This is a genomic window from Mycobacterium florentinum (genome assembly GCF_010730355.1).
GTDB lineage: Bacteria > Actinomycetota > Actinomycetes > Mycobacteriales > Mycobacteriaceae > Mycobacterium > Mycobacterium florentinum.
In genome coordinates, this window is the sequence record NZ_AP022576.1 from 761,619 (window position 1) to 773,325 (window position 11,707).

At 65.7% G+C, this 11,707-nt stretch carries 11 protein-coding genes; 4 read left to right on the forward strand and 7 right to left on the reverse strand.

What is annotated here, in order from left to right; translation table 11 throughout:
- Positions 1 to 10: 10 nt before the first annotated feature.
- Both G6N55_RS03685 and G6N55_RS03690 read right to left on the reverse strand, forming a co-directional pair.
- Positions 11 to 1,222 (reverse strand): FAD-dependent oxidoreductase, encoded by a 1,212-nt coding sequence (locus G6N55_RS03685; protein WP_085225364.1) that lies wholly within the window; start codon positions 1,220 to 1,222, stop codon positions 11 to 13.
- 33 nt (positions 1,223 to 1,255) lie between these two features.
- Entirely contained in the window at positions 1,256 to 2,869 is a 1,614-nt protein-coding gene (locus tag G6N55_RS03690) for an arylsulfatase (protein WP_085225231.1), read from the reverse strand.
- A gap of 104 nt (positions 2,870 to 2,973) precedes the next feature.
- On the opposite strand from G6N55_RS03690, the gene G6N55_RS03695 reads away from it, so the two are divergent.
- Positions 2,974 to 3,993 carry a nitronate monooxygenase gene (locus tag G6N55_RS03695; RefSeq protein ID WP_085225229.1) on the forward strand — a complete coding sequence of 340 codons (1,020 nt, stop codon included), beginning with the start codon at positions 2,974 to 2,976 and terminating at the stop codon, positions 3,991 to 3,993.
- Between the two features lie 23 nt (positions 3,994 to 4,016).
- Here the strand turns inward: G6N55_RS03695 and G6N55_RS03700 are convergent, their stop codons facing one another.
- Positions 4,017 to 4,196 carry a hypothetical protein gene (locus G6N55_RS03700; RefSeq protein WP_232078913.1) on the reverse strand — a complete coding sequence of 60 codons (180 nt, stop codon included), beginning with the start codon at positions 4,194 to 4,196 and terminating at the stop codon, positions 4,017 to 4,019.
- Positions 4,197 to 4,536: 340 nt separating this feature from the next.
- Between G6N55_RS03700 and G6N55_RS03705 the strand changes: the two genes are divergently transcribed.
- On the forward strand, positions 4,537 to 5,259 hold the full coding sequence (locus G6N55_RS03705; RefSeq protein ID WP_085225225.1) for a hypothetical protein: 723 nt from the start codon (positions 4,537 to 4,539) through the stop codon (positions 5,257 to 5,259).
- Positions 5,260 to 5,271: 12 nt separating this feature from the next.
- Here the strand turns inward: G6N55_RS03705 and G6N55_RS03710 are convergent, their stop codons facing one another.
- Complete coding sequence (locus G6N55_RS03710) at positions 5,272 to 6,132, reverse strand: class I SAM-dependent methyltransferase (RefSeq protein ID WP_085225223.1); 861 nt, start codon at positions 6,130 to 6,132, stop codon at positions 5,272 to 5,274.
- 171 nt (positions 6,133 to 6,303) lie between these two features.
- Here G6N55_RS03710 and G6N55_RS03715 point away from each other — a divergent pair, with 171 nt between their 5' ends.
- Positions 6,304 to 6,642, forward strand: coding sequence for a hypothetical protein (locus tag G6N55_RS03715; protein WP_085225221.1), 339 nt, complete (start codon positions 6,304 to 6,306; stop codon positions 6,640 to 6,642).
- A gap of 4 nt (positions 6,643 to 6,646) precedes the next feature.
- Here G6N55_RS03715 and G6N55_RS03720 read toward each other — a convergent pair whose 3' ends face one another.
- The 3 genes from G6N55_RS03720 to G6N55_RS03730 form a co-directional block, all read right to left on the reverse strand.
- Positions 6,647 to 7,915, reverse strand: coding sequence for an amidohydrolase family protein (locus tag G6N55_RS03720; RefSeq protein ID WP_085225219.1), 1,269 nt, complete (start codon positions 7,913 to 7,915; stop codon positions 6,647 to 6,649).
- An 84-nt stretch (positions 7,916 to 7,999) separates the two neighbouring features.
- Positions 8,000 to 8,773, reverse strand: a complete 774-nt coding sequence (locus tag G6N55_RS03725) for a class II aldolase/adducin family protein (protein ID WP_085225217.1) — start codon at positions 8,771 to 8,773, stop codon at positions 8,000 to 8,002.
- Positions 8,760 to 10,382, reverse strand: a complete 1,623-nt coding sequence (locus G6N55_RS03730; RefSeq protein WP_085225215.1) for a class I adenylate-forming enzyme family protein — start codon at positions 10,380 to 10,382, stop codon at positions 8,760 to 8,762. Before G6N55_RS03730 ends, G6N55_RS03725 begins: the two co-directional genes overlap by 14 nt.
- A 774-nt stretch (positions 10,383 to 11,156) precedes the next feature.
- Between G6N55_RS03730 and G6N55_RS03735 the strand changes: the two genes are divergently transcribed.
- Positions 11,157 to 11,702, forward strand: a complete 546-nt coding sequence (locus G6N55_RS03735) for a hypothetical protein (RefSeq protein WP_085225213.1) — start codon at positions 11,157 to 11,159, stop codon at positions 11,700 to 11,702.
- Positions 11,703 to 11,707: the final 5 nt, after the last annotated feature.

An 11,707-nucleotide genomic window follows, 5' to 3' on the forward strand; every position in this document is an offset into this window, starting at 1 on the left:
GCCGGGTGCGTCAGCGACGCGCGAATGCCGGGGCACGCTCCGGCCTGACCCCGACACCGATGAAATATGCGGGCAGAAAGGACAGCCACGGCAGTCGCTGCATCACGTCCAGGAAGGCCGCCGGCGGAGTGGGGTTGCCGCCGCGCAACAGCGGACCGATGCCCCGCTGCAGAAACCGTTGCACGCCTTGGGTCACCGCGGTCGGAAACAGCCGTCGGCGCCGGACGGCCGCCAGGTCCCGCTCGGTGACCAGATGCTGCCGCAGCGGCTCGGCCAAGATGGTCGCGGCCGCCACGGCATCCTGGACCGCCAGGTTGATGCCCATACCACCCAGCGGGGACATCGCGTGCGCGGCGTCTCCGATGCACAGCAGCCCGTCGGTGTGCCAGCGCCGCAGGCGATCGACCCGGACGTCGAGGTGCTTGATCTGGTCCATCGACTTCAGCGTCGCGACGGCCGCGGCGGATTCCGGAATGAGCGCGGCGACGTCGTTCCGAAACGCCTCGATGCCTTTCTCTCTCAGCTCCGGGTCCGTTCCCTTGGCCCCGATGTAGGCGATCTGGTTGTAGCCCTCACGCGGAATCACCCCAAGGGCCTTGCCGGGGCCCACCCGCGGCAAGAACGAGAACTCCTGTTTGCCCTCGCGCGGCAGGCTGAACCACCACACGTCGAAGTTCACCGGAAATTCGACACTCGGCAGACCGGCCGCACGGCGAACCGCCGACCACCGGCCGTCGCACCCGACGGTCAACTCGGCCCTCAATTCACCCGGCCCGTCCGGGCCCTGGTAGCGCACCCCGGTGACCCTGCCACCCTCGCGCAACAGCCCGGTGGCCTCCGTCTTCATCCGCAACGTGAAGGTCGGTTCCTCACTCGCGGCGTCGGCGAGCAGGTTGAGCAGATCCCATTGCGGCACCATCGCGACGAAGGGATGGGGTTGGCGCAGGCGATTGAAGTCGACGTAGGTCACCGACCGGCCGTCGGCTTCGAATTTCGCGCTGTGCAGCTCGCTGTGCGGCAAGGCCGCGAAGCGCTCCCACAGGCCCAGCTCGTCGAGCAGGCGCAATGTGGTGGGATGCACCGTGTCACCGCGAAAGTCTCGGAGAAAGTCACCATGCTTCTCCAGCAGGGTGACCTCGACGCCGGCCCGGGCCAGCAGCAGCGCGAGCACCATCCCGGCCGGTCCGCCGCCGACCACCGCGCATGTTGTCGTTTCAGTCATGACCCCCCCGAAATCCATTGCCGCATAACGTTGTTAGCCGAATAGCTGCGGGTCGGCGTCGTACACCGAGACCGGCTCGGTCAGCACCCCGTTCTCCTCGACGTAGCGGTCCCACAACTCGAGAAGCTCGGCCAGTTTGTCGGGATGGGTGGCGGCGAGGTCGTGGATCTCGCCCCGGTCGCGGGACAGGTCGTAGAGCTGCCACTCGCCCGGGCCGTACGGTGGCGGCAGGTAGAGCGCCTTCCAGTCGCCTTGGCGGATCGCGCGGCGACCGAACAGCTCCCAGCCGGTGCCGGTCTCGCCCGGGTGAACCGCCTCGGTGTCGCACGACAGGTAGGGCACCAGCGAGCGGCCCAGCACCGGTTCGACGTCACGGTCACGGTAAGAGGTGCCGGGATGTTCGACGCCGGCCAGTTCCAGCACGGTGGGAGTGATGTCCATGACGGTCGCGAATGCCGTGCCGATCGCGTCCTGGCGCGCGAAGCCCGGCCAGGTGACGAAGCCGACCACCCGAATCCCACCCTCGGTGGTGAACGCCTTGTGCAGACGTGACGGCGCGGTGGCCGCCTGTGCCCAGCGGGGGCCGTACCAGATGAACGACGTCGGCCGGCCCAGGTTCTCCAGGCTGTTGTCGCAGTTCTTTTCGATCTGCGCGACGATCTGCGGGCCGCGCAGCGGCATCGCCTCGACGATCGCACCCTCGGCGCCGTTGTCGGACATGAACATCACGACGGTGTTGTCCAGCTCGCCGGTCTCGGCCAGGTAGTCGATCACCCGGCCGATGTTCCAGTCCATCCGGTCCACCATGCCGGCGTAGACCTCCATGGCGCGGGCCGAAAGCGCGCGCTGCTCGTCCGTCATGTCGGCCCACTCCGGGGCGCCATCGGCCACCACCGGGTGCGGCTCGACATCGGGCGCACACAGGCCGAGGCGCTTGAGCGCCGCCAATCGCTCCTCGCGCAACGCATCCGGGCCCGCGTCGTAGCGACCGCGGTACTTGGCAATGGACTCGTCGGGCGCCTGCAGCGGCCAGTGCGGCGCCTGGAACGGCAGGTATGCGAAGAACGGGCGGTCGTCGTCCTCGGCGCGGTCGCGGAAATAGCCGAGCAAGGTGTCGGTATAGGAATCCGACGAGTAGAAGTCTTCACCCACCGTGACAAACTGGTCGTCCTCGGTGTAAAGCGTTGGCACCGGCGAGAATCCGCGGCCCGCGGCGCCGCCGTAATGGCTGGCGCCCGCGGGCAACAGTGCAAACGAACGCTCGAATCCGCGTGCCCACGGCGATCTTTCGATCGTGTGGCCCAGATGCCATTTGCCCGACATCACCGTGAAATAACCCGCGTCACGCAAGAGCTCGGGCAGCGCGACGACCCGGTCGTTGAGATAGCCCTCGTAACCGGGCGCACCCTGAAATCCCGGGACCGCGACCTCCAGCATCGTGCCGATACCGGCGATGTGGTGGTCGGTTCCGGTCATCAGCATTGCCCGGGTGGGCGAGCAGGCCGGCGCCGAATGGAAATCGGTGAGCCGGATACCCGCGTGAGCGAGCCGGTCGAGATTGGGTGTTTCGATCTCGCTGCCGAACGCGCCGATGTCGGAAAACCCGAGGTCGTCTGCCAGGATCACCAAAAAGTTGGGCCGCTTCACGCTGAAGCATCCTGTCAGGTCCGGCACCCGAATGGAACGTCCGGGAACTGACTAGGCTCGGTTTTGCGAAACACCGAGCCCGGACACCGACGAAGGGGCGCGCCATGTTGGCACAGTTCGAGATGTCCATTCCCCTGGTCGCCGCGCCGATGTCGGGCGGCCCGACCACGCCGGCGATGGTGGCGGCCGCAACCGCGGCCGGCGGCCTGGGCATGCTCGCCGCGGGCTACAAAACGGTAGAAGCCGTCGAAGCCGAGCTCAAAACCGTTCGTGCCGAGGCAATCCCGTTCGGCATCAACCTGTTTGCGCCAAACCCGGTGCCGGTCGATCCCGACAGCTACCGCGCCTACGCCGCGATCATTCAGCGGGAGGCCGACCAGCTCGGCCTCACCCTGCCGGCCGATCCCGTCGAGGACACCGACCGGTTCGACGAGAAGATCGCGTTGTTGCTCGACGACCCCGTGCCGATGGTGTCGTTCACGTTCGGCATCCCGCCGCGCAGCGTGATCGCCGCGCTGCGGCAGGCCAACACCGTGGTGGTCCAAACGGTGACGACGCCGGACGAGGCGCTGCAAGCACATGACGCCGGCGTCGACATGCTGGCTGTGCAGGCGGCGGTCGCCGGCGGGCATTCCGGCACGCTCTCGCCGCTGCGGCCGTTGCAACCGGTTCCGATCGTGGATCTGGTCAAACAGGTCGCGGCGGCGGTGCCACTGCCCGTGCTGGCGGCCGGTGGGCTGGCCACACCCGACGCGGTGGCCGACGTGATCCGCGCGGGTGCCGCAGCCGCCGTCGTCGGCACCGTGCTGTTGCGCGCCACCGAGAGCGGTGCGTCGGCAACTCACCAGGCTGCGCTGACCGATCCCGCTCGGACCGAGACCGTGCTCACCCATGCCTTCACCGGACGCCCCGCCCGCGGATTGCGCAACACGTTCATCGACGATCACGAGGCCCAGGCACCGTTCGGCTATCCCGCAATTCACTACCTGACCAGCCCGCTGCGCAAAGCCGCTGCCGCAGCGGGGATACCGGACTACGTCCACCTGTGGGCGGGGACGGGATACCGGCACGCGACCGCCGAACCCACCGCGGACATTCTGCGGCGGCTTGCGTCGAATCTGTGATTATTCGCCGAGCAGCGAGGAGCTCAGTTACTCAGGTACAAGTACCAAAGGCCGTCGGAATGCTGAACGCACGAGAAATGAGTCCAGGTCCCGGGATGAACGACCTCGACGTGCGGGCCGTCCACCATGCACGCGGCCTGCGTCGCGTAGTTGCCCTCCACCAGAATCTCGTCGGCGTTACTGATCCCGACCCCGGTTGTCATTAGCCCAGCAAACGCCAGCGCGCTAACGGCTATCATCTTTCTCACGAAAAACCTCCTGCTCGCGCTCGAACTTATCTTCGCGCTTGAGGCCCCGACACCCCCGGTGTTGCGTTGACGCTACCAGCTCGCGATCGCCCGTGCAGCAAATCAATAGAATTTGCGAGACCGCCCCGACCCGGCTCGGGTGAGCAGTGGCGCCGTCCCGGCCGAATGGGGCCGCGCGGTACGTCGAATTGTTCGGATAGTGCGGGCCGCAGACTACCGATACGCCAGGTGAAACAATGGTGTATAAGCGGTACTTTCGATATGCACTGAAGCTCTCGGCCGTTAAATTGTGCGAGTGGATGCCTCGCCAGCCGACGTCACCAGAGTCCGGCACACGGTCGACGCACACCACGGTGCGGTGACCGAACAGGCTCCTACCGAAGCCCCGACTGTCGTGAGTTCCGAAGGGCCCACCGTCCCAATTCAGCTCGCCCGGCCCGGGCACCGTTTCTGGACCAAAGAACTGGCATTAGCCCTGGCGGGAATGCTGGCCACGCTCATCACCGCCGTGACAGCCTCGTATTTCGCGTACCAAACCAGCGTTGCTACCGCTGAAACCGTCCGCAAACAAAGCGATGTCGAATTTGCCCGAAATGAGCGCAAGAGTACTTACACCGAGCTCTTGGCGAAGATGCAGATCATGGTTGCCATCGAGCAAGAGGTCGACATTTCTCGATACAACCGGGACGCCGACCCGCTGACCGAGCCGGCCTTCCTCGACGAAATAGGCAAATGGGAATCGGCAAGCCTTCAATTGTCGAATGCCGCCGCGGCGGTGGACTTGGTCGGATCGGCATCCATGCGGCTTCGGACGCTGGCGCTGCGCGAGGCCAACAACTCCCTGTCCACCGCGTACGCGGCACTCAACACCGAATATCTGCACAACCCGACGAATCGCCAGAAAATCGATGCGACGATCCGGGAGTTCGATTCACGACGTACCGCGATGATTCGGGCACGAGTCGACCTGATCGACGAAGCCCGCGCGGACCTGGGGATGCTGGGCAACCGGCCGTGAGGTCGCACCGTTCTAGAACTCGAAGCGGTTGAGCATGTCGTACGGGCCGAACGGCGACGCGTTGAAGAATCGGTAGATCCACCGCACCAGCGTGCTGTCGATCTTCTCGTAGCCGGCCTGCGCCGGTGTCTGTTCGACCAATCGCAGCTTCCGATTCCACGTTTCGATGTCTCGCGCGTTGCCGATGCCCCACTTGATGATGCCCCGGGTGAACACCTTCGACAGCATTGGCGCCAGCGCGGAGAGGCTGTCGAATTGCAGCTCGCCGCAATCGAATCGGTCCAGCAGGCGCGCGAACAGCTCGCGGACTCCACTCTCGTCCACGTACATCAGCAGCCCCTCGGCGACGACGAGTGTCGGGTGGCCGGTGGGAATCTGGTGGAGCCATTGCGGATCGGTCACCGACGAACCGATCATCCGGTAGCGCTCGGTTTCGTCGTACAGGCGCCGGCGAAGCTCGATGACACTGGGCTGGTCGAGGTCGAACCACAGCACCGCCGGCGGTACGTCGAGGCGAAAGACACGGCCGTCGAGGCCACAGCCCAGGTGCAAGACGACCGCATCGGGATGGTGCGCAAGGAAATCGGCGGACCACACGTCGAGCTGTTTGGCACGCAGCGCAACCAGGTACTGGTTCGACGCCGGCAGTGAGTTGCGGTGTATGCGTTTGAAGTCGTAGTCGATCCGGTCGACGGCCTCCGCGGCGGCATGGTCACCCAGAATCGGATGCCGGGTGCGGCTTTCGTGGGCGCGCAGGTATAGCGTCACGAGGTTCGTCCACTCCACCGAGCCCCAACGGACCGAACTGAAATCAACCTTGCCCGTCGTCACTGTCCCCTCCTGGATTGGTGGCCTACGGATAGCGAAGCGCATCGGCGGCCTCGATGGCCACCCCCGAAGTACTCGGCGGGGAATACAAGCTGGTCACGCGGGTGCAGGCGCTTCGAATCGAAGTTTGCCCATCCGATCGCCCTTGGGCTCCGAAGAACTATCGAGCAACGGTTGTGGCGGGTGACACCGCTAGGTCAAGAAAGGGGCCTCTCGATGCGACAGGTGACGTTCAAAATGGTTGCCGCTGGCGACGGTTCACCACCGACCTCGACCGGATACTGCTACTACCTGGTGGCCCACGCGGTCGCGACGGTTTTACTGCTGATCACCCTGGTTGCCGCGATATGGCAATTCATGGACTGGGTCGTGACGCCGTCATGCCCGGAAGCCAGTCCGGTGTCGTCGTCAGCGGTCGCGGTGGCTGCGGGGACCACCGCGCCGCTGACGGACAAGCCCACACCCACCACCGCGTCGGTGTCGTACCGCAACACGGCGCGCACCGACACGCTGGCCGACTCCGGTGACTGCCCGTGCCCGAAGGCCGGACAGTGACCGGTCAGAAGGCCTCGGGATCCTGCTGCACGGCTGCCGGCACCGGATGCTGGTACAGGCGCGACGCGTTCTCCCAGGTGAATTTGCGGATCGCGTCGGGCGGTAGATCACCGATCTCCTCGTGGATCGTCTGTTGAGTGTGCGGCCAGGTCGAGTCGCAATGCGGGTAATCGGCTTCGAGCATGATGTTGTCCATACCGATTCGGTCGCGCTGCACGAACGACGACTTGTCCTCCACCGCGCAGAACCAGAAGTTGCGGGTGAAAACCTCTGCGGGAGTGAGCTTCTCCCCCATCGCTGCCCAGGTCCCGTACATCGCGTGATAGCTGAGCATGTGGTCGAGGCGATCGAGCAAGCCTGCCACCCAGCCGATTCCGCCTTCGGACAGACAGATCTTGAGATCCGGGAATCTGCTGGGCAATCCGGAGTACAACCAGTCGACGGCCGCCGAAATGGCGTAGGCGAAGAAGAGCACGCCCTGGACGTCGGGAGGTGCGTCCTCGGTGGTCGACGGCGAGGAACCCGACGATCCGATGTGCAGATTCACCACCGTCCCGGTCTCGGCACACGCGGCCATGATCGGATCCCAGTGTCCTGAATGGATACTCGGCAATCCGAGCATCGCGGGGTTCTCGCTGAACGTGACGGCGTGAAAACCGCGCTCGGCGTTCTCGCGGATCATCTCCGCGCCCAGTTCGGGGTCCAGCAGCCAGGGCAGCTGGCAGGGAATGATCCGGTCGGGGTACGACCCCGCCCACACCTCGAGGTGCCAGTCGTTCCAGGCGCGAACCGAGGCCAGCGCCAGATCGCGATCCTTGGTCACCTGCTGCAACCGCTGGCCGGCGAATCCCGGCAGGAACGAGGGAAAGTTCAGCGACGCGTAGATGCCGTTGAGGTCCATGTCCTTGACGCGTTCGTGAATATCCCATGCGCCCCTGCGCATTTCGTCGAATCGAACCGGCTCGAAGCCGTACTCCGCCACCGGTCGCCCTACCACGGCGTTGAACCCGACGTTGGGCAGTTCCTGGTTGTCGTAGACCCAGGTCTGTCCGCCGGTGTCGGTGTCGACGACCCTGGGCGCCCGGTCGGCGAACTTTCGCGGCAGCCGGCCGGTGAACGTGTCCGGGGGCTCCACGATGTGGTCGTCCACCGAGATCACCGTGTAGCGGCGCGGCGAACGCGGCGGGTCCGGCAGAAACGTGACCGAGCGCTCGTCACCGGTCTTGGCCGTCGTGAAACTCAGGTTCGAGGCCAGCTCGTCGATCGATTTCACCAGTCAGCTCCTTGTGCCAGCGCGAGCAGACGCAAAAGCGCCTGAATTCGGCGTGAATTGGGTGCTTTTGCGTCTGCTCGCCGTTCAGCTGAGTACATCGGGATCCGCCTTGATGGTCATCCGCGCCGCCCCCGCCCAATACACGTCAGCGGCGCGCTCGATCAGCGATCGCTGCATGCCCGCCATGTCGGACCAGTTCATCGCGACCGGCTCCTTGCCGGTGAGCATGACGTCGTAGGCCAGCTTGCAGACCCGTTCGATCGACGCCGCCCGGTACACCGCCTCGGCCAGGTTGCGACCGGTCGCAATCACGCCGTGGTTGGCCAGAATCGTGAGGTTGGCGCCGCCGATGCGGGCCGCGAGATCGGCTGCGCGGCCGGGGCTGTCGACCTCGCCGTCGTAGGCGCCGACGAGGCACAGGTCGTCGAGGAACAGCGAGCCCGTCTGATGCACCAGCTCGGGCAGTCTGCCCAGCGCCGCGAGCACACAGACGTAATACGGATGATTGTGAATCACCACGCGGGCGTCCTCGCGGACCCGGTGCAACTCGGTATGAATGTGGATTGCCGGAGTGACATCCCAACGGCCGCGCACCACCCGAGCTTCGCTGTCCACCAAGCAGATATCGGACGCGGTGAGTTCCTGCCACCAGAGGCCCCACGGATTGACCAACATGTCGGTCTGCCCGTCGAGTTGCCAGGTGATGTGTCCGGCCATGTTCTCGGAGAACCCGATGCCGGCCAGATGACGGAAGGCCACGGCGAGCGCCTGCTCGTTGGACAGCTCGACGCCGATCGGGGGCACCACGGACGGTGCCCACACCTCCAGACCACCTCGTCGTGGATTAGGCGTGTTCATGATCGGTCTCCATCCTTGCTCGAATATCTTGGCGGAGATCGCCTTTGGCGACCTTTCCACCGGACGACCGGGGTATTTCGTCGACGACAATGAGGCGTTCGGGCAGCAGTTCCTTCGAAACCCCCAGCGCCAACAGGTGATCGACGAGAGCGGGCAGGTCAACGGTCGCGGAGTCGGCGAGTTCGGCGTAGAGGCAGACCCTTTCCCCGAACACCGGATCCGGCATCGCCACCGCCGCCGCGAGCGCAATCGCCGGATGGGTCATCACGGCGTCCTCGACCTGTGAGGCGCTGATGTTCTTGCCGGCACGCAGGATGAAGTCGGACGTGCGGCCGGTGATGGTCAGGTAGCCGTCGGCGTCGAGTTCGCAGATATCGCCCATCAGCATCCACCCGTCGCGGGTGAACAGCTTGTCGTGGTCGGTACCCCCGAGATAGCCGAGACTGGTCGCCGGGCCCCGGCACGCCGGCTGGCCCCGCCCCGTGGCGGTGACGTCTTGATCGCCGTCGAAGAGCCGCACCGCCATTTCGGGAACGATCCGGCCGCCGGTGCGCAGTCGACGTTCCAGCGGGTCCTCCACGGTTGTCGCACTGAGTAACCCGGTTTCGTTCGAGCCGTAGAATTGCAGGATCTTCGCCCCGGTCAGCTCTTCGAATTCGGCCGCGGGCCGGTACGGTATCGCCTCACCGCCGGTGAAGACGACACGCAGCGAACTCAGGTCGTAATCCCGGGACGCGCGGTCGGCCATCAGCATCGTCAATTGCGAACTCACGCAACATAATACGGTTATCTGGTGCCGGGCTATCGCCTCACACGCCGCGCGCGTGGCGAAGCGGTCCAGGATCACCGAGCTGGCACCGAGATAGATCGGAGTGGTGTGGCTGGTCCATATTCCGAAGCCGAAAGGCGTGGGAATGACCGGCAGGAACACGTCGTCGGATGTCAACAGCCCGTTCGCGACGGCCTTCTGGTGAAAGTAATGCCACCGGTTCTGCGTGTGCACGACGCACTTGGGCAGCCCCGTGGTTCCCGACGTGGAGTTGATCAGGAAAACATCGTCGGCGCCGAGTTGAGATTCGGCGGCGACGGCCTTGCTCGGCACGTCGGTGTTCAGGCGCGGCAGGCCCGCCTCCTGTTCCAGGATTACCAGAGCAACCGACGATTCGGCCGCGGTCGCGGCGGCGGCTTCGCTGTGCTTGGGGTCGCTGATCAGGATCGCCGGCTGCGCATTGCGCAGCAACGCGCCCACCTCGCGGGTACCGGCGCGCGCGCCGATGCCGACGACGACGGCGCCACACCGTTCGATCGCTACGAACAGCGCGTGGATCGCGGTGGAGTCACCGTGCCACACCGCAACTCGATCACCGCGCACGATGCCGAGACCGGCCAGTTGCCCCGCCAAACTCGCCGCCACAGAATCGAATTCGCGCCACGTCAGCGCCACACCGGGTTCATCGCAATACGCGAAGCGATCCGGTGATTGTGTGGCATTGCGGCGCACCGCATCCGACAATGTCGAGTCGGACCACCATCCGGCCGCGCGAAACCGGGCCGGGTCCTCGTCGGTGAATGCCGGCGAGCCCACGGTGTCCAACTCACCGGCGCTCATTACCAAATGATAGGAAAACCGCTGATGATTCGGTTGGCGGGTCAGCGCTGAGCCATCCGGCTATGGGTGCTGCGGCAATGGAAGAGGATCGCCCGGGCCATGCACCAGCCGCGGGGGCCGCTTCGGGGGCGGAGGCCGGTCCGGGTTGATGGGCCCACAGTTCAGGCCGACGATGCAGCCCGGGCCTCCGCCGGCGGGTTTGACCGGTAGGGCGCCGCCACCATCCCCGGGGGGCGCGGGGAGCACCGTCGAAGTGGGAATCGTTGCGCTGCTCCGCGACTGGTCGAGTGCGTCAATACCGCCGAACGCCAGGCCAAGTACGGCCGCTCCACCGCACAAGGCGGCTGCCGTTTTGCCGTTGTAGATCGCCACCCCGTCCAGGGTAACCGCGCGCGGACCCTATGGCGGCCGCCACGACCGGCTGCGCTCATTACGACTGCGGAAGTCGCGGCGGGTTGGTCGCGGGCGGAGGCCGGTTTGGGTTGATGCGCCCGCAGTTCAGACCGACGATGCAGTTACCGGCACTGCCTTGGATCGTCAGGCCCATCGGCTGCGACGCGTCGCTGGCCCAGCAACAAGGGCCGGGTGATGGGGGCGGGTCGCTCAGGCTGGTGCTTGGCGCACCAGGATCGGCAAGTCCGAACAGTGCCACGGCCAGCCCCGCCGCACCGCCACACGCTGCGGCTATGGTCTTGCATTTGCGATTACGCACGTGTCAAATCGTAGTTCTCTTGCGGTACGTAGGGTAGAGCCGCGGGCAAGGAGACTGTCGTTATGGAACTCAGGCAATCCGGTGGGGTTGGTTCGAGACTGCAAGGCAAACGGCTGTGGCCGGGCGTGCTGGGTGGCGCCGCCGCGGGTGCCGCGGGCACCACCACGCTGAATGTCATCACCTACCTCGACATCGCGGTGCGGGGCCGTCCGACCAGCAGTACACCGGAACGAACCGTCGAAGCCATGGCGAGGCTGTTCGGCCTCACGGTTCCCGGCAGCGGCGACGTGCTCGCCAACCGAATCTCGGGCCTCGGCGCGCTCACCGGGTACGCCGCGGGCATTGGCATGGGCATCATCCTCGGGTTGGCGTATGCCCTGGGCTGGCGGCCGGGACTACTGGTCGCCACGCTGGTCGCATCGGCCATCGCCCTGGTGGGCACGAACGGACCGATGACCGTTCTCGGGGTCACCAATCCGCTCACCTGGAGCCCCGTCGACTGGATCAGCGACCTGATTCCGCATCTCGGCTACGGCATCGTCACCGCCCTGGTGCTGCACTACCTCGCACCACTGTGCCGGCCGCCGGACGAAACACGAGCGGGCTGAGGCGC